Here is a 16,200-nt window from a genome sequence, read left to right as displayed (position 1 = left end):
TTGCTTTTTTTAATATATCTCGTTCTAATTCAGCGTCTTTTAGTTGTTTTTCAAGTAAACGAATCTTCTCTTGCTCTGGTGTTAGTTTTAAGTTTCCATTACCAGGGAAACTTCCTTCGCCGAACTTCTCGTATTCTTTTCGCCATTTGTAAAGCAAGGTAGCTTTAATACCAAGTTCTCTGGCTAATTCAGAAATGTTGGACCGTTCGTGGCTCAATGCAACAGCTTTCGATTTAAAAGCTGAATCATAAATTTTTCTTTCTTTTTTCATACGTCAAAAATAAGATTTTATGCTTAACTTTAACTGGAAGCTAAGTTAGTATATCCATTATATTTTTTTCAAGATAAATGATATTTCGAATATCTAAAATTAGAAAACGATTTTAAAAACATACAATTATGAAAAAATATTTACTATTCTTACTCATTGTAATAAGTACTCAAACCATTTCTTCTCAATCAAAATTTTCAAATGGTTTTAGAAATGGCTACAAAGAAGGATATTGCCATAATCAAGGTATTGGATGTCTATCTCCAAATCCTCCAATAGCACCTATTCCTAATGTAAATGAAAGCATAAATAGTTATCAAGACGGATACAATAGAGGCTTTGAACGAGGCTTAAGTGCTCAAAAAACCAATTCTAACAGCACTCAAACAAGAGAACGATATAAAACAGCCGAACCAGGGTTTGTAGATAATTTTACATATCAGCCAAATTATGATTTACAATTATATTCTATAAAAGTTACGGCAGATGCATTAGTAGAATTAAATAAGAAATCACTTGAGAGCCTTGATAATGGGGATTATGACAAAGCTATCTATTATTCAGATAAATATATAGGTATTTCTAATAGACTTAAGCTTAAAGAGCATCCTGCTCCATTTTCAATAAAAGCAATTGCTTACATCAATAAATCTGAATATTTAAATTCTTATAATAATTTAAAAAAATCACAACTTTTAGGTTTTGATGATAATATGACTATTAATATGATAACGAATATTACTGAAGATTATCTAAAAAAACAGATGGAAAAAAACTACTATTCGAATGTGAAATATTTTTGTGAACATGTATGGTATCCAAACAATTATACTAATTACTTTCTAGGATTATCAAATTATTATTTAAGAAATTTTAAAGAAGCAAAAAAGGCTTTAAAAAAGGTTAATGATTTTGAACCTGCTGAAACATATTTAAAAGCTATTAAAAATAAAGAAGATATTCCAAACCCATTTCTCAAAAAAACTCTTCCCAAGAAGAATACTAAAGGTCTATGGCAAGAATTAATATACAATTATGATAACAAATAGATAGAAATTCTATCAAAAAAATAAAACTTAAAAGTTCTCTATTTGGGAACTTTTTGTGTATTTGTAAATATATATCAGACCAATAGAAAGAATTTTTGCAAAAAGTACACTACGTCAGTTTTGGGAAAAGCATTCGGACTCAGAACAATATTTGAAGACGTGGTATGATACGGTGAAAAATTCTATCTGGGACAATCCAAACAAAGTAAAGCAAACCTATGTGAATGCAAGTATTCTTAAAAGTAACCGAATTGTATTTAACATTAAAGGCAATAGTTACAGATTGGTAGCGAAATTTAATTTTGAAAAACAATGGGTTTTCATTCGTTTTATTGGAATACGTACGGAATATGATAAAATTGATGCGAACACCATTTAAAAGATATAAACTATGAACATAAAACCTATAAAAACAGAAACAGATTATATAGAAGCATTGTCAAAATTAGAAGTTCTTTTTGATGCAAAAGCGGGTACGCCCGAAAGCGACGAAGCTGATATTCTTGCTATTTTGATAGATGAATATGAAAAGAAAAACTATCCGATAACAGCTCCCGATCCAATTGAAGCTATCAAAATAAGAATGGAAGAAATGCAGTTGAAACAAACGGATTTGATAGATGCTATAGGCGGAAAAAGCAAAGTATCTGAAATATTGAACAGAAAAAGAAAACTTACCGTTAAAATGATTCGTAATTTGACTGTAAAATTAAATCTTTCGCCTTCTTTATTGATTGAAGAATATTAATTTTACAACTTGTAGTAATAAACACCCCCTGCCAGAGTTAGAACTCTGGCAGGGGGTGTTTATAAATTGAAAAAAGATTACTTCTTAATTCCTTCTAAATCAAAAAGGAACGCATATTCTTTAGCGACTTCTTTTAATGCTTCAAAGCGTCCTGAGGCACCACCATGACCGGCATCCATATTGGTATCCAGAAATAATAACTTTTTATTGGTTCGCATTGCACGCAGCTTGGCAATCCATTTTGCGGGTTCCCAATATTGCACTTGTGAGTCGTGGAATCCTGTTGAAATATATAGGTTTGGGTAATCTTGCGCTTTTACGTTATCGTAAGGCGAATAAGATTTCATGTAATCGTAATATTCTTTTTCGTTCGGATTTCCCCATTCGTCGTACTCGCCTGTAGTTAACGGAATAGAATCGTCTAACATAGTAGTAACCACATCAACAAACGGAACCTGTGCAATAACGCCGTTATACAGTTCGGGTGCATCGTTTAAAACCACACCCATTAACAAACCGCCTGCAGATCCGCCTTCGGCATACAAATGTTTTGGCGAGGTGTATTTCTGGTCAATTAAAAATTTAGAACAATCGATAAAATCGGTAAATGTGTTTTTCTTTTTAAGCAGTTTTCCGTTTTCGTACCATTCACGGCCTAAATCTTCGCCGCCGCGAATATGAGCAATAGCGTACACAAAACCACGGTCTAACAAACTTAAACGAACCGTAGAAAAATAAGGTTCCATGGTAGAACCGTACGAACCGTAAGCATATTGCAGTAACGGATTTGTTCCGTCTTTTTTCATTCCTTTTTTATAAACCAACGAAATCGGAATTTTAGTTCCATCGGCAGCCGTTGCCCATACACGTTCCTCGGTATAATTTTCTTTGTTGAATTTTCCTCCTAAAACTTCCTGTTCTTTTTTAACCGTTTTTTCTTTGGTACGCATGTTAAAATCGATCACCGATGAAGGGGTTGCCATTGACTGGTATCCATATCGAAGAATTTCGGTGTCAAAATCTACGTTAGTCGTAGTATATGCGGTAAAAGTTTCACTGTTAAAAGGTAAATAATAAGACTGTTCCGGATTGTCCCAAGGCTGAATTTTGATTTGAGACAACCCGTTAAAACGTTCTGAAACCACCAGATAATCTTTAAAAATATCGATTCCTTCCAACAAAACATCTTCACGATGTGGAATTAGATCTTTCCAGTTTTCTTTAGTAGTAGCCGTTTCGGGCGTAATCATCAGTTTAAAATTGGTTGCCTTGTCTTTATTGGTCACAATGTAAAAATGATCGTTGTAATGCGAAACAGAATATTCTAATCCACGGGTACGTTTTTGAAATACGCGGAATTTCCCCTCGGGATTTGACGCTTCTAAAATCTGATATTCAGAAGTCAAGGTACTTTCTGAACCAATAATCAGGTATTTTTTAGATTTTGAACGATAGATATAGGTGTTAAAAGTTTCGTCTTTTTCATTGAAAATCAGCTCGTCTGTTGTTATGGCGCTCCCTAAAAGATGCTTAAATATACGGTCGGCACGCAGGGTTTGTTCGTCTTTACGAGAATAGAACAGCGATTTGTTATCGGCTGCCCAAGTGCTGCTTCCGGTAGTTTTTTCGATTTTTTCAGGAAGAATTTCGCCTGTTTCCAGATTTTTAATTTGAATAGTATATTCACGGCGCGAAACGGTATCCACCCCAAAAGCTGCAAATTTATTATCATCACTGATATTTAACCCGCCTAATTTAAAATAAGCATGTCCTTTTGCCATTTCGTTACAATCGAATAAAATTTCTTCTTCGGCTTCTAACGTTTCTTTTTTTCGGGTGTAAATGGGGTAATCTTTGCCTTTTTCAAATCGGGTTAAATACCAATATCCGTTATAAAAATACGGAACCGAAGAATCGTCTTCCTTAATACGGCTCTTCATTTCTTCAAACAAATCTTGCTGAAAATCTTTGGTATGTGCCGTTAACGTATTATAATAATTGTTTTCTTCTTCTAAATACGCAATTACTTCGGGGTTTTCACGTTGATTTAACCAGTAATAATTATCGGTACGTATGTCGCCGTGCTTTTCCAGATTTGTGGCACTAATTTTAGCAACCGGCTCTTTTATTGTGTTATTCATTTTAGTATTTGTTGTTGAACAAGATGCAAAAATACTACAAAAAGCAAGCATAAAAGTATTTGAGTGTTTCATAATTAATAATTAGTGATTTTGGTTGAAATTAATACTTTTGTATTAAATATAAAAATTGAAAAATATGTTTGGAGATTTAATGGGTATGATGGGGAAATTACAGGAAGCCCAAAAGAAAGTTGAAGAAACAAAACAACGCTTAAACACCGTGTTAATTGATGAACAAACTGCCGATGGTTTACTGAAAGTTACCGTTACTGCCAACAGACAAATTAGAAGTTTAGAGCTGAATGACGAATTGTTAAGCGACAAAGAACAATTAGAAGATTATTTGATTTTAACCTTGAACAAAGCTTTGGAAAAAGCCGGAGCAATTAACGAAGCCGAACTGGCTGCCGCTGCAAAAGACGGTATGCCAAATATTCCGGGAATGGATTTATTTAAATAAAATATGAAAAAACTTTTATTAGTAATTGCTTGCGCTGCAACTGTATGGGCTTGTAACGATAAAAAAACAACGGGAAACACCCGGATTACCGGCGAAATTCAAGGACTGAAACAGGGTACGCTGTACATTCAACAATTAAAAGACAGTACTTTGGTTACCTTAGACAGTATTGTTTTAAAAGGAAAATCGACGTTTGAAACCAGTTTTGATTTAAAAGAACCTGAAGTGCTGTTTTTGGGATTGAACAGAGGAACATCGCAATCATTAGATAATTTTATTTTGTTTTTTGCCGAACCGGGACAGTTGACTATTAACAGCTCATTGGATAATTTTTCGGGCGGAGCAACAGTTACAGGTTCAAAAAATCAAGAGTTGTATTCAAAATATCTAAAAACAAAAACAGTTTACACACATAAACAAACCGATTTGATTAAGGACATTATTCTGGCTCAAAAAAACGATCAGTTGGCAAAAGCCGACAGTTTAGAAAATGTGTTAAACCGTTCCATTAGAATGAATTATTTAAACGCAGTTAATTTTGTGCTGAAAAATAATAAAAACGAAGTAGCACCTTATATTACTTTAACCGATATTGTTCCGGTAAACGAAAAATATCTGGATACCATTTACGGAAATTTCCCACCTGAAGTGGCTCAAAGCAAATACGGCAAAATTCTAAAAGAATATTTAGAATTGGTTAAGAAGCAATAAAAAAGTTGCTTATATTATATAATAAATTAGTTTTTTGTAAGAGTTAAGTTTAAAATTTAATGTCTGTGTTTTCTTTTAAAGTAGTAAAAACGGAATAACAATCGGTCATACCAGAGAGCAAACAATAATAAAATAGTAGGAAATAATAAAGTAGCTAATTTAAAACGAGTGTATAGAAAACCACCTATTATTCCGCCACAAAAGAAACAAAAGATAATAATAAGTTTTAATTGTATATCTCTTTTTATTTTGTTCTTTTCTGTAATTACTTTTTTTGTAATAATTTGAGAAAGTTCTATCCCCAGGTCTGTAAAAAGACCTGTTAGATGTGTTGTTCGGACTACTGAATTTGAAATTCTTGTCACTAAAGCATTTTGTATGCCCATTGAAAATAATAACAAACATGAAAGGAGGATGGAATAATTAAAAATGCTATTAGGAAACAATAAATATAAAAATGAGCAGGCAGTTAAGACTATAATTTCTATTGAGATAGGAAGAATATAAGCTAAATAATATTTTGATTTTGAAACAAGTTCTATTAATAGTCCCGAAACAAAAGCACCTGTAAGAAAAAAAAGTATATAAACCAATGAAACAAAAGCCATTTCTATATTTTTAAAGAACAATTCTTCTGAAAAAAAAGCAAAATGCCCTGTAACATTAGTGGTTAAGGTACCTAATGCTAAAACCCCCGTAATGTTTACAGTTCCTGCAACAAATGATAAAATAGATGCTAATTTAAGATTGTGAGAATAGGTTCTACCTTTTCCTTTGTGTCTGAACATAATTAATAAATACCATCAAAATTAATCTAAAAACAAAAAACACCAATCAAACGATTGGTGTTTTTTATGATCTTAATTAAAAGATTACTTTCTGCGTAATTCTTTAATTTTAGCTTTTTTACCAGTAAGTTCTCTGAAGTAGAAAATACGAGCTCTACGAACTTTACCTCTTTGGTTCAATTCAACTTTTTGTAAAGCCGGCATGTTCACTGGGAAGATACGCTCTACACCAACGTTACCAGACATTTTACGGATTGTAAAAGTTTCAGTAGCACCAGAACCTCTTCTTTGAATAACTACCCCTTTAAAGAACTGGGTTCTTGTTTTGTCACCCTCTTTAATTTCGTAGTAAACAGTAATGGTATCACCGGCGTTAAATTCCGGGAAATCTTTTTTTGTAACGAATTCGTCTTGTACGAATTTTACTAAATCTAAAGACATTTTGTAAATTTTTTAAGTTAATTCAAACCAACGTGCACGGTTTTCGCCAGAGGTTGATCCAAAAGTGGGGCAAATATAAGCAATAATTTGTAAATAAAACAAACAATTCCTTTAAAAATATGAAAGGAATTGTTGTTCTATGTTGTTGTAAATAAGTTGTTTATTGAATCTTGACAGGTTTAACTGTATAACCGTTGTCTTTTAAAAGCTTCAATATGCCGTTGTTTCCGCCTAAATGTGCCGCACCCACTGCAAAAAAGACCGATTGATTTTGCATAATTTCAGGCATCTCGTTCACCCAGTTGTGGTTGCGTTTGGTAAGCATTTCGTTATACACTTCATCTGTCATGTAACTGCTTGTTTTCATATAATCATACAAGCCCTGTACATTTTCAGATTTGTAAAGCTCAACCATTTTTTTTGTATTCTCAAAACCCTCTTTTTTCAAATCGTGAAGCATTTCAATAATGGCGTCCTGACCCAAAGATTTTGATAATATTTCCATTTGCTGTTCAACGGTTTCCAATCCGCCTAATTTTTTCTGCTGAAGCATTGCTGCCTGAAGCAATTCCATTTCGTACATTTTAAAGTCGGTGCAAGGGAACGATTTAAAGGTAATCATACTTACAATGGCTGCATCGGTAAAATATTCAAATTGAGTAATATCCAAATCAACTACTTCTTTTAAAAGCGATTTTAATTCGTTATATTTAGCAGGTTCTAATCGTTCTGAAAGGGGGATTTCACTCATCATCGATTTTTGCATTATGGCTATATTTTGCTGATCGCCAAAATTAATTTCTGCATAATACGAATCTACATTTTTTAGTGTATTTTGAATGGTTTCGGTCATTAGATAGTCATCCTGACAAATCATGTGGATGGTTCCAAAAACGTACGATGGTTTTTCTAAACCTTTACCCGAAATCTCCCACAACAAACTTTTATCTGTTTGAGCAGTTGTGATGAAGGAACTTAATGTTAATACAGATAACGCGATGCTTTTTACTAATTTTCTCATAATTGAATTTCTTTGTAAGGTAAGTCGCGGCTTATTGAAAATGTTACAGAATATCTGTGTGCATTTTATCTTTTGCAGCGAATGATCAAAGAAAAATGTGTGTAAATGGTTGTTTTTTAATACGCTACATAATTTAGTTTTGACGGTTGAATCGTTTGCTAAATTATCAAAAAAAGGAAATATAAAAGCTGACACGGGATAAAATATAAACTTCCAATTTAGCATTAAATCCGCTATTTTGCCAATGTGATGTTTCTATATTTTCCTTTTTATAGGGCTTTGTCTGTTTGAGAAGAATGATAAAATTTCAACACTATTATTTTTAGTACGATAATACAAAGTGTTGAATTTCAAAATAACAACTTTGTAGATTTTATTGTTTTCTGATTTTGGAAATAAATCTGGGTTTCGGGATATTAATTCAATGATGCTTTCAATTTTCTGAACCAATTTTTTAATTTCTTTTTCTGAAAAATTTTCCTCAAGATATTCTATCGTTTTTCCTAATTCCTTTTTCGCATTTTGTGTCCATTTAATATTAAAGCCACTTTTCATAGATTTTTCGCACGTTTGAGTGCGGTTCTAATTTGTTATTATCGGCATCAGAAACTCCTTTTTCGATTGATTCTTTTTCTACTTCAGAAATAGAATCCCACCAGTCTTTAGTTTCTTCTTTTTTGAATTTCAGTAGTTTTTCTATAATAGAATTATCTTCCAATGTAGATAGCCATTGGATTAATTCAATTTTTTTATTTAAAGTTTGTGTATTCATACAATTTGTTAGTTAAATTCAAATTTATGAATTAAATTTTAATTTATTACTATCCTTATAAAATATTGATTAACAATAAGTTACTCGTTTTCTAATAAATCGGGTCTGCGGTTTTTAGTGTGTTCGTAAGCTTTTTCTTCGCGCCATTTTTCAATTTCGGGAAAATTTCCGCTCAATAAAATATCAGGCACTTTCCAGCCTTTATATTCAGCCGGACGCGTGTAAATAGGCGGTGCCAGTAAATTATCCTGAAAACTGTCGGTTAGGGCAGAGGTCTCATTAGAAAGCACTCCGGGAATCAAACGAATAATGGCGTCACACAAAACGGCAGCACCCAATTCGCCACCTGAAAGCACATAATCGCCAATCGAAATTTCGCGTGTGATAAAATGGTCACGTACCCGCTGATCCACACCTTTGTAATGTCCGCAAAGAATAATGATGTTTTCAAACATTGACATAGCGTTGGCAACTTGCTGGTTCAGCGTTTGGCCATCGGGGGTCATATAAATAATTTCGTCGTAAGTGCGTTCGGCTTTCAGTTTGGTAATACATTTGTCAATCGGTTCAATACTCATCACCATTCCTGCACCGCCGCCAAATTGGTAATCGTCAACATTTTTATGTTTATTGGTACTGTAATCTCTTAAATTGTGAAAATGAACTTCTACCAAACCTTTGGCAATGGCTCTTTTTAAAATCGATGCTTCAAACGGACTTTTAATCAACTCGGGTAAAACAGTTATAATATCAATACGCATAAAAAAATATTTGCTGCAAAATTACATAACATTATTAATATGTTTTGTTTTTTAAAACAAGTATCTTTGCTTTGTGAAAAAACTCATTGTTATATTAGCTTTGTTTATGTTGATAAAACCTATTATTCCTGTTTTGGAATATGTGGTTTTTTACGATTATATAAAGAATGAACTTTGCATAAACAAGGATAGACCAGAGTTAAAATGTAACGGAAAATGTCATTTAATGAAAGAACTTGCAAAAGCATCGGCAACGCAAGATAAAAGTACATCGCATAACTTCTCGGTAGAAAGTAATATTGTTTTTTATCAAGATTTTCAATGTTTTAATTTTACCTTTTTCTCTAACATTAATAAGCGAATTTATAACTTTCACTACAATAATTTGTATAACCATTCTTATTATAAAGTGCTGATTAAGCCGCCTGTTTATTTAAGTTAATAATTTGAACAGTATTAATTTTAATTTACATCATATATGCAGATAGGAAGTTTACCTGTTTGTACTATTAATGTGTTTGGTAATAATATAGAAAATTTTTATGTTGGTTCTTTAGAAAAAGTTGCCTTAAATTCTCTTTTTCAACAGTTTCATCTAAACAATTTTTTTATGATTTTAATGATCGAAAAAGCTGTTGGAGAAATTGTTGCGGATGATTGTGAAACATTGTTAAATGATTTGCAGCTTGTTGTTATCAAACCTAAAAGTATAAGCAAACTACATTTTAATACAGATTGCAAAGGGAAAGTGATCTGTTTTACCGAAGATTTTTTTTCATTGAGATACAATGACAATATGCTGAATCAATTTGCTTTTTTAGAAAAAGAGGCACAGTTGGTCTTTTCGTTCTCTGAAGAAAATTTTAATTTGCTTTACAGTATCTTATCGTTTGCAGAAAACGAATTTTTGTCTTGCAAAAAAGATATGCACAAAGCTTTACGTTCATACCTTAATATCTTTTTAATTGAAATCGAACGTTCTTACAAACCATTAAAAAAATCTATTTATCCCGGATTTGCTAAAGAAAAAGCGTATAAATTTCAAAATCTTGTCAATAGTAATTATAAATTATTTAAGTTTCCTTCGTATTATGCAGGGCAATTAAATATAAGTACTAATTATCTTAATAAGATCAGTAAGCAGTATTTTGGTATGTCATCTGGAGAGATGATACGTAACCATCTGATTTTGGAATCTAAGCGTATTTTACATTACACCAATCTTTCTGTTAGTGAAGTTGCTTTTGAATTGGGTTTTGATCATATTTCGTATTTTGTATCGTTCTTTAAAAAGCATACGGGTGAAACCCCCGAACAATTCCGGAAAAAAGAATTATTATGATAATCAATCCAATTGTTTATATAATCGTTACATAATTTCTTTTTAAAACGAAACCTTTTCAACTTTGTACCGTGAAAAAGTTTATAGTCATATTAGCATTGTTTATGCTGTTTAAACCAATACTTCCAATTGTGGAGTATGTGGTGTTTTATGACTATATTAAGAACGAACTTTGTGTAAACAAAGATAAACCAGAATTAAAATGTAACGGTAAATGTCATTTAATGAAAGAAATGGCAAATGCTTCTAAAAACGAAAATAGCGATAAAAAGCATTTTTCAGTAGAAAGTACTGTTGTTTTCTATCAGGACATTTGTACTGATTTTTCTTTATTCTCAGCTAAAGAATATGTTGCTAAAAAATTGTTTTTGTACCACGCAACGTATCATTTTAACTTTTCGAGCTTTATTTTTCATCCACCCTCATTTTAATTTTTTTTACGATTTAAAAGAAACTAACTAAATCTACGATTTCAGTTACAAAACCTTATAGCTACTTTTTTGATGATCAGTCAAAAAAGTGATTTATTCTATCTAAAAATTTAATTAAAATGAAACAAAATATAAAAGCAATTGCATTATTTTTATTTACTACCTCTTTTTTGATTTCTTGTAGCAGCGATGATACCGCAGCTATTGACGAAAATACTTTTGGCGAAGCACAATTGTATTTTGATAATGGTGTAAACGGTGATAAGTTAATCTTAGGTGCATCGTACACCAATTCAAACAACGAAAGACTGACTATAAACCGTTTAAATTACATTATTAGCAACATTATTTTTATTAAGAGTGATGGAACAGAATATGTGTATCCCAAAAATAAAAGCTATTTTATTGTAAGCGAAGAATCGGGTATTAACACGATTAATTTAACCGATATTCCTGCAGGTGATTACAAACAGATAAAATTTGGACTCGGGGTGGATAATCAAAGATATCTGGAAGGCGAAACGGCTCAGCAGGAATTTTGGGATTATGCCACCAGCCTTGATATGGTGTGGACGTGGAGTACAGGTTACCGCTTTATTAATTTTGAAGGAACATTTACGTCTGACAGCAATCCAGAGTCGATCAATTTTCAAGTACATCAAGGAAGTAATTCGGCTACCGATAATTACCGTGAAATAATGTTAAATCTGCCAACAACTGCACGGGTGCGTATGGGCGATAAACCAAGCATCCATATTATTGCCGATGCCAATGTGATTTTAGACGGAATCAATAAAATAAAATTAAGCGATAACATAAACCAAGCAGGTACAAGTGCTGCAATAATGGGCGGAGAAAATCTTGTGAAAATAGCCGCAAATACACAGGCAATGTTTAAAGTAGATCACGTTCATAATGGTTCAGGTACTGAGCATTAACAGTTAAATGTTATGAAAAACATTCTATTTAGGTTGATGGCTTTTTCGTCAGCTCTGATATTGCTTTGTGCTTGCCAGGACGACGATAGCTATGAAGATATTCCTGTGAATGAAAAATTTGATTTTAAAATTCCCGATCGTTTTCCTGAAATCAAACAAGATATCAATAGTAATTATCCTACAAAATGGGGAGTGGCTTTGGGAAGAAAATTGTTTTATGATAGCAGATTGTCAAAAGATAACACCATTTCGTGTTCGTTTTGTCACGAACAACAGCATGCGTTCACACATCACGGGCATGATTTAAGCCATGGAATCAATAATTTGGAAGGTATCAGAAACGCACCTTCTGTTCAAAATTTAATTTTTCAAACAGACTATTTTTACGACGGTGCATCAAACAGCATGCAGATGCTTTCGGTAGTGCCCATTCACAATCCGGTAGAAATGGACGAAACGTTACCGGCTATCGTTGCTAAATTAAAACAAGATCCGGAGTATGTAAAAATGTTCAGGGCAGCTTTTGAGAACGGTGAAGTAAGCTCGTCAAATCTGTTAAATGCTTTAGCACAGTTTATGACGATTATGATTTCTGCTGATTCTAAATACGATAAATATGTTCGGAACGAATCCGGAGGAAATTTTTCGTCACAGGAATTGAAAGGGTTAGAACTGTTTAAGATGAATTGTGCTTCATGCCATGCAACTGATATTTTTACCGACAACAGCTTTCGCAACAATGGTTTACCACCTAATCTTAATTTAAATGACTTAGGAAGAGAAACCGTTACCGGTTTTATTGAGGATCGTTATAAGTTCAAAGTTCCCAGTTTGCGAAATGTGGAATTAACCGCACCGTATATGCACGATGGTCGTTTTGGATCGTTACAATCAGTATTGAATTTTTATTCAGACGGCGTTCAAAATACACAAAATCTGGATCCGTTGTTACAACAGCATTCCAAAGCCGGAATTCCACTAACCAATGAGGAAAAGGAAGCATTGATTGCTTTTTTAAAGACTTTAACAGATTACGAGTATATTAAAAATCCTTTGTTTTATTACAAAACTTAAAAATGAAAAAATTATTAATCCTTTTTTTATTGTTGAATCAAACAGTAAATGCACAATTTAAAAATTTATTGTCAGACCAAAGCTCATTAACCGATGCCTATTTTCTCGATGATTGTGATGCTTGCGGATGCTCTGCAAGTGGTGGCAGTATGGGGTTTAATTCTATGTTGAGCGAAAAATTTATAGGTGTCAGATATATGTACCAAAAATATCAAAGCAGAGATGGAGTGTTTAATAATTCGCCTTGGATTGATGAAAATTTCAATACCGTACAGCTTTGGGGGAGAATTCCCGTAAGTTCAAAAATGGATGTAATGGTTCTTGCTCCTTACCATTTTTTGAATAGAGAAAAAATGACCGACTCTCAAAGTTTAAGCGGCTTGGGAGATATTACTTTACTAACGTTTTACAATTTGCATCAAACCCAAAATGATACGGCAACTTTTCATCACAAAATTCTTGTTGGCGGTGGAATTAAAGTACCTACCGGAGTTTTTAATAATAAAAATAACGGAAGTATCAATCCCAGTTTTCAGTTAGGTACCGGCAGCTGGGATTATAATCTTGCAACCGAATACATCGTTCGTGCCAATAATTTTGGTTTAAATACTACATTGAGTTATGTTTTTAAAACTGAAAACCATAAAAATTATAAATTCGGAAATCAGTTTAATTACGGTAGCACGTTGTTTTATACTATTTTGGTAGATCAATTACAATTGGTTCCACAAATAGGTGTTGCAGGAGAAACATATCAGGCAAATCAAGAATTTAAAGAAGATGTTCCTTATACCAAAGGCGATATATTTTTTGGTAAATTAGGTATTGAAGCCGGATACAGGAAGTTTTCGGCCGGAATAAATGTCATGTTGCCAATCAATCAAAATTTAACCGGTGGCAGGGTAGAAGCTGACTACCGTTTGGCATTTAACATCAATTATATCCTATAAAATAGCTTTATTTTATATCTTTGTAACTTATTTTTTTATTATGGAAAACGGTATTTACGCAAAATTTACAACGCCAAAAGGCGAAATATTAGTAAAACTTACTTACGATAAAACTCCGGGAACAGTGGGTAACTTTGTTGCCTTGGCAGAAGGAGCTCTTGAAAACACTGCTCGTCCACAGGGAAAACCTTATTACGACGGATTGAAATTTCACAGAGTGATCAACGATTTTATGATTCAGGGTGGTGATCCCACAGGTACGGGTTCTGGTGGTCCGGGTTACAAATTTGATGACGAGTTTCATCCCGAATTAAAACACGATACGCCGGGTGTATTGTCAATGGCAAATGCAGGTCCGGGAACAAACGGCTCGCAGTTTTTTATCACACATATCGCTACACCTTGGTTAGACAATAACCACACCGTTTTTGGAAAAGTAGTTGAAGGGCAAGATGTGGTAGATGCAGTTGAACCGGGCGATGCAATGGATAAAGTTGAAATCATTCGCGTGGGTGATGAAGCTCAGAAATGGAATGCGGTTGAAGCGTTCAGAACTTTTGAAGGTGCTCGTGAAAAACGTATTGCAGAAGAAAAAGCTAAAATTGATGCCGAATTAGATAAAATTGCAGCAGGTTTTCAGAAAACCGATAGCGGCTTGCGTTACCAATACATTCAAAAAGGGTCGGGTAAACAAGCTGCCAAAGGTAGTAAAGTAGCTGTTCATTATAAAGGTCAATTGACGAACGGGCAGGTTTTTGATGATTCGTACAAACGCAAGCAACCTATTGAATTCAACGTAGGCGTAGGTCAGGTGATCGAAGGTTGGGACGAAGGTATCTTATTGTTAAACGTTGGCGATAAAGCTCGTTTCGTGATTCCTTCACATTTAGGTTACGGTTCGCGTGGTGCAGGCGGTGTGATTCCACCAAACGCAACATTGATTTTCGATGTGGAATTGGTCGATGTAAAATAAATAAAAAATAAAGCTGTTTGAAAAATATTTCAGGCAGCTTTTCATTTTAATTGTTTTGTATGAAAAAAATCTACTCTTTATTTTTATTGGTCACCGCAACGGCAAGCCATGCACAAATTGGCGACGCCATTCATTGTGGATACGATTTTACGAGTTATATTGTGGTAAAACCGCACGAAGACGGTAAGGATAAGACCATCAACGGTTTAAAAATGAGTATTTGTGATGAGAATGGAAACGAAGTCATCAACAAAAATTTTAAGTTGAGCTGGAAAAATAATAACCAACCGTTGCATTTTGTCCGAAATTATAAAATTGATGTGAACAACAACCGTTTAGAAGGTTTTGATAAAGGTAAATGGTTTTATTATTTTGCTGATAACCATTATCTGGTTACTGTTACTAACACATTTAACGCGGAAGCATACTACCTGAAAATTGAGGATACAGATGGCGAAGAAAACGGTGGACATTTTAAAACGTTTACCATGCAACTGGCACCTTACAATATGTATATTTTGTGCGATTCAGAAGAACGACAGCAAGCTATGCAGTTTGGTCGCCGAATGAATAAACCCATTGATGTGGTTTTGGAAAAAAGGTAATTTCATTTAAGAAAATTAAATGATTAATTAAAAAATAACTTATAAATAGGCATTTTTGTAATAGCTAAAAAGTTAAGGAAAAATCATTAAATCGCGGTGGTGCTTTCTGAAATTTTCTTTTTCATATAAATGAATTGCATGTTTATTGTGTGGTTCAACTTCTAAAACAATTTTTTTGTAGTTGTTTTCTTGTGCAAATTGTTTGATAAACTCCACAGCTTTTTTACCAATTCCTTTTCCTTGAAAACTGTTACTGATATATAATTCGTCTAACAATAAAATATAACCGCCCATTTCAAAACTAAAGAATTGAACCAAAATAGTATAACCACAAATTTCGTTGTTATATTTAATTGCAAAACATTTACCGGCTTCGGATTTATTTACAAATTCAAAAAACAAATTTGTAGTGGTTTCTTTATCGATAGGATAACCGTCAATTGCGTAAAAATCTATCATTAGGTTTACAATTTCAGGAATAGTTTCTGTTTTTAATAGCTCAAGATTTATCATATATTTGAAAAATAAGTTATCAGTTTTTTAGCGTTTGTATGAGAAAAGAAATTAAAAACACTTTAAGTGTTGTAGCTTTTGGAATAACAGCTTTTCTTGTTGTAAAATTAATACTCAAAGCAATTAATACTCAAATGGATTTAAAAAATCCGATCATTCCTCAAGATTTAATGTATAATATACTATTTCAGGATATAGTAAAAGTTATTGC

22 protein-coding genes are annotated in these 16,200 nt (G+C 33.0%); 13 read left to right on the top strand and 9 right to left on the bottom strand.

What is annotated here, in order from left to right; genetic code table 11:
- Positions 1 to 271: transposase (locus BLW20_RS00850; protein ID WP_143037709.1), on the bottom strand; the 271-nt coding region annotated here is incomplete at its 3' end.
- Between the two features lie 128 nt (positions 272 to 399).
- On the opposite strand from BLW20_RS00850, the gene BLW20_RS00845 reads away from it, so the two are divergent.
- The 3 genes from BLW20_RS00845 (at position 400) to BLW20_RS00835 (ending at position 2,068) form a co-directional block, all read left to right on the top strand.
- Positions 400 to 1,320: a hypothetical protein gene (locus tag BLW20_RS00845; protein WP_091095358.1), complete on the top strand. Its 921-nt coding sequence runs from the start codon at positions 400 to 402 to the stop codon at positions 1,318 to 1,320.
- A gap of 82 nt (positions 1,321 to 1,402) precedes the next feature.
- Positions 1,403 to 1,699, top strand: coding sequence for a type II toxin-antitoxin system HigB family toxin (locus BLW20_RS00840; protein WP_091095356.1), 297 nt, complete (start codon positions 1,403 to 1,405; stop codon positions 1,697 to 1,699).
- A 12-nt stretch (positions 1,700 to 1,711) separates the two neighbouring features.
- Complete coding sequence (locus BLW20_RS00835) at positions 1,712 to 2,068, top strand: helix-turn-helix domain-containing protein (protein ID WP_091095354.1); 357 nt, start codon at positions 1,712 to 1,714, stop codon at positions 2,066 to 2,068.
- Positions 2,069 to 2,145: 77 nt separating this feature from the next.
- Here the strand turns inward: BLW20_RS00835 and BLW20_RS00830 are convergent, their stop codons facing one another.
- Positions 2,146 to 4,209 (bottom strand): S9 family peptidase, encoded by a 2,064-nt coding sequence (locus BLW20_RS00830; protein WP_091095352.1) that lies wholly within the window; start codon positions 4,207 to 4,209, stop codon positions 2,146 to 2,148.
- A gap of 136 nt (positions 4,210 to 4,345) precedes the next feature.
- On the opposite strand from BLW20_RS00830, the gene BLW20_RS00825 reads away from it, so the two are divergent.
- The gene (locus BLW20_RS00825; protein WP_091095350.1) at positions 4,346 to 4,669 is read left to right on the top strand and encodes a YbaB/EbfC family nucleoid-associated protein; all 324 of its coding nucleotides are present in this window, start codon (positions 4,346 to 4,348) and stop codon (positions 4,667 to 4,669) included.
- A 3-nt stretch (positions 4,670 to 4,672) separates the two neighbouring features.
- The gene (locus BLW20_RS00820; RefSeq protein WP_091095348.1) at positions 4,673 to 5,380 is read left to right on the top strand and encodes a DUF4369 domain-containing protein; all 708 of its coding nucleotides are present in this window, start codon (positions 4,673 to 4,675) and stop codon (positions 5,378 to 5,380) included.
- Positions 5,381 to 5,436: 56 nt separating this feature from the next.
- Here BLW20_RS00820 and BLW20_RS00815 read toward each other — a convergent pair whose 3' ends face one another.
- The 6 genes from BLW20_RS00815 to trmD all read right to left on the bottom strand — a co-directional run bounded on the left by BLW20_RS00815 (position 5,437) and on the right by trmD (position 9,163).
- Positions 5,437 to 6,168, bottom strand: coding sequence for a YoaK family protein (locus BLW20_RS00815; RefSeq protein WP_091095346.1), 732 nt, complete (start codon positions 6,166 to 6,168; stop codon positions 5,437 to 5,439).
- Between the two features lie 84 nt (positions 6,169 to 6,252).
- A complete protein-coding gene (rplS, locus tag BLW20_RS00810; protein ID WP_091095344.1) occupies positions 6,253 to 6,609 on the bottom strand; it encodes a 50S ribosomal protein L19 in 357 nt (118 codons plus the stop codon).
- 160 nt (positions 6,610 to 6,769) lie between these two features.
- On the bottom strand, positions 6,770 to 7,630 hold the full coding sequence (locus BLW20_RS00805; protein ID WP_177165004.1) for a TraB/GumN family protein: 861 nt from the start codon (positions 7,628 to 7,630) through the stop codon (positions 6,770 to 6,772).
- 255 nt (positions 7,631 to 7,885) lie between these two features.
- Positions 7,886 to 8,185, bottom strand: a complete 300-nt coding sequence (locus tag BLW20_RS00800; RefSeq protein WP_091095339.1) for a type II toxin-antitoxin system RelE/ParE family toxin — start codon at positions 8,183 to 8,185, stop codon at positions 7,886 to 7,888.
- Positions 8,169 to 8,402, bottom strand: a complete 234-nt coding sequence (locus BLW20_RS00795) for a hypothetical protein (protein WP_091095337.1) — start codon at positions 8,400 to 8,402, stop codon at positions 8,169 to 8,171. The genes BLW20_RS00800 and BLW20_RS00795 overlap by 17 nt, the downstream gene beginning before the upstream one ends.
- A gap of 80 nt (positions 8,403 to 8,482) precedes the next feature.
- Positions 8,483 to 9,163 carry a tRNA (guanosine(37)-N1)-methyltransferase TrmD gene (trmD, locus tag BLW20_RS00790; protein WP_091095336.1) on the bottom strand — a complete coding sequence of 227 codons (681 nt, stop codon included), beginning with the start codon at positions 9,161 to 9,163 and terminating at the stop codon, positions 8,483 to 8,485.
- A gap of 73 nt (positions 9,164 to 9,236) precedes the next feature.
- Between trmD and BLW20_RS00785 the strand changes: the two genes are divergently transcribed.
- From BLW20_RS00785 to BLW20_RS00750, 8 genes are all read left to right on the top strand, one after another.
- On the top strand, positions 9,237 to 9,605 hold the full coding sequence (locus BLW20_RS00785) for a hypothetical protein (protein WP_245725253.1): 369 nt from the start codon (positions 9,237 to 9,239) through the stop codon (positions 9,603 to 9,605).
- 36 nt (positions 9,606 to 9,641) lie between these two features.
- The gene (locus BLW20_RS00780; RefSeq protein ID WP_091095331.1) at positions 9,642 to 10,505 is read left to right on the top strand and encodes a helix-turn-helix domain-containing protein; all 864 of its coding nucleotides are present in this window, start codon (positions 9,642 to 9,644) and stop codon (positions 10,503 to 10,505) included.
- A 71-nt stretch (positions 10,506 to 10,576) separates the two neighbouring features.
- Positions 10,577 to 10,936: a hypothetical protein gene (locus tag BLW20_RS00775; protein WP_235828735.1), complete on the top strand. Its 360-nt coding sequence runs from the start codon at positions 10,577 to 10,579 to the stop codon at positions 10,934 to 10,936.
- A gap of 119 nt (positions 10,937 to 11,055) precedes the next feature.
- Complete coding sequence (locus tag BLW20_RS00770) at positions 11,056 to 11,874, top strand: MbnP family protein (protein WP_091095327.1); 819 nt, start codon at positions 11,056 to 11,058, stop codon at positions 11,872 to 11,874.
- A 12-nt stretch (positions 11,875 to 11,886) separates the two neighbouring features.
- Entirely contained in the window at positions 11,887 to 12,948 is a 1,062-nt protein-coding gene (locus tag BLW20_RS00765) for a cytochrome-c peroxidase (RefSeq protein WP_245725252.1), read from the top strand.
- Between the two features lie 2 nt (positions 12,949 to 12,950).
- Complete coding sequence (locus BLW20_RS00760) at positions 12,951 to 13,898, top strand: transporter family protein (RefSeq protein ID WP_091095322.1); 948 nt, start codon at positions 12,951 to 12,953, stop codon at positions 13,896 to 13,898.
- Between the two features lie 40 nt (positions 13,899 to 13,938).
- The gene (locus tag BLW20_RS00755; RefSeq protein WP_091095321.1) at positions 13,939 to 14,871 is read left to right on the top strand and encodes a peptidylprolyl isomerase; all 933 of its coding nucleotides are present in this window, start codon (positions 13,939 to 13,941) and stop codon (positions 14,869 to 14,871) included.
- A gap of 59 nt (positions 14,872 to 14,930) precedes the next feature.
- Positions 14,931 to 15,476: a hypothetical protein gene (locus BLW20_RS00750; protein ID WP_091095319.1), complete on the top strand. Its 546-nt coding sequence runs from the start codon at positions 14,931 to 14,933 to the stop codon at positions 15,474 to 15,476.
- Between the two features lie 72 nt (positions 15,477 to 15,548).
- Here BLW20_RS00750 and BLW20_RS00745 read toward each other — a convergent pair whose 3' ends face one another.
- Positions 15,549 to 15,989, bottom strand: coding sequence for a GNAT family N-acetyltransferase (locus tag BLW20_RS00745; RefSeq protein WP_091095317.1), 441 nt, complete (start codon positions 15,987 to 15,989; stop codon positions 15,549 to 15,551).
- Positions 15,990 to 16,200: the final 211 nt, after the last annotated feature.

The organism is Paenimyroides marinum (assembly GCF_900108395.1).
GTDB classification, from domain to species: domain Bacteria; phylum Bacteroidota; class Bacteroidia; order Flavobacteriales; family Flavobacteriaceae; genus Flavobacterium; species Flavobacterium marinum.
Note: the sequence above shows the minus strand (reverse complement) of the source record. Positions and strands in the feature narration are given on the sequence as shown.

Bases quoted from the DNA above. Each gene is read 5' to 3' on its own strand.
- BLW20_RS00835 (WP_091095354.1), top strand. From the start codon at position 1,712: ATGAACATAAAACCTATAAAAACAGAAACAGATTATATAGAAGCATTG.
- BLW20_RS00825 (WP_091095350.1), top strand. From the start codon at position 4,346: ATGTTTGGAGATTTAATGGGTATGATGGGGAAATTACAGGAAGCCCAA.
- BLW20_RS00800 (WP_091095339.1), bottom strand. From the start codon at position 8,185: ATGAAAAGTGGCTTTAATATTAAATGGACACAAAATGCGAAAAAGGAA.
- BLW20_RS00830 (WP_091095352.1), bottom strand. From the start codon at position 4,209: ATGAATAACACAATAAAAGAGCCGGTTGCTAAAATTAGTGCCACAAAT.
- BLW20_RS00750 (WP_091095319.1), top strand. From the start codon at position 14,931: ATGAAAAAAATCTACTCTTTATTTTTATTGGTCACCGCAACGGCAAGC.
- BLW20_RS00760 (WP_091095322.1), top strand. From the start codon at position 12,951: ATGAAAAAATTATTAATCCTTTTTTTATTGTTGAATCAAACAGTAAAT.
- BLW20_RS00805 (WP_177165004.1), bottom strand. From the start codon at position 7,630: ATGAGAAAATTAGTAAAAAGCATCGCGTTATCTGTATTAACATTAAGT.
- BLW20_RS00820 (WP_091095348.1), top strand. From the start codon at position 4,673: ATGAAAAAACTTTTATTAGTAATTGCTTGCGCTGCAACTGTATGGGCT.
- BLW20_RS00795 (WP_091095337.1), bottom strand. From the start codon at position 8,402: ATGAATACACAAACTTTAAATAAAAAAATTGAATTAATCCAATGGCTA.
- BLW20_RS00845 (WP_091095358.1), top strand. From the start codon at position 400: ATGAAAAAATATTTACTATTCTTACTCATTGTAATAAGTACTCAAACC.
- BLW20_RS00770 (WP_091095327.1), top strand. From the start codon at position 11,056: ATGAAACAAAATATAAAAGCAATTGCATTATTTTTATTTACTACCTCT.
- BLW20_RS00745 (WP_091095317.1), bottom strand. From the start codon at position 15,989: ATGATAAATCTTGAGCTATTAAAAACAGAAACTATTCCTGAAATTGTA.
- rplS (WP_091095344.1), bottom strand. From the start codon at position 6,609: ATGTCTTTAGATTTAGTAAAATTCGTACAAGACGAATTCGTTACAAAA.
- BLW20_RS00780 (WP_091095331.1), top strand. From the start codon at position 9,642: ATGCAGATAGGAAGTTTACCTGTTTGTACTATTAATGTGTTTGGTAAT.
- BLW20_RS00815 (WP_091095346.1), bottom strand. From the start codon at position 6,168: ATGTTCAGACACAAAGGAAAAGGTAGAACCTATTCTCACAATCTTAAA.
- BLW20_RS00755 (WP_091095321.1), top strand. From the start codon at position 13,939: ATGGAAAACGGTATTTACGCAAAATTTACAACGCCAAAAGGCGAAATA.
- trmD (WP_091095336.1), bottom strand. From the start codon at position 9,163: ATGCGTATTGATATTATAACTGTTTTACCCGAGTTGATTAAAAGTCCG.
- BLW20_RS00765 (WP_245725252.1), top strand. From the start codon at position 11,887: ATGAAAAACATTCTATTTAGGTTGATGGCTTTTTCGTCAGCTCTGATA.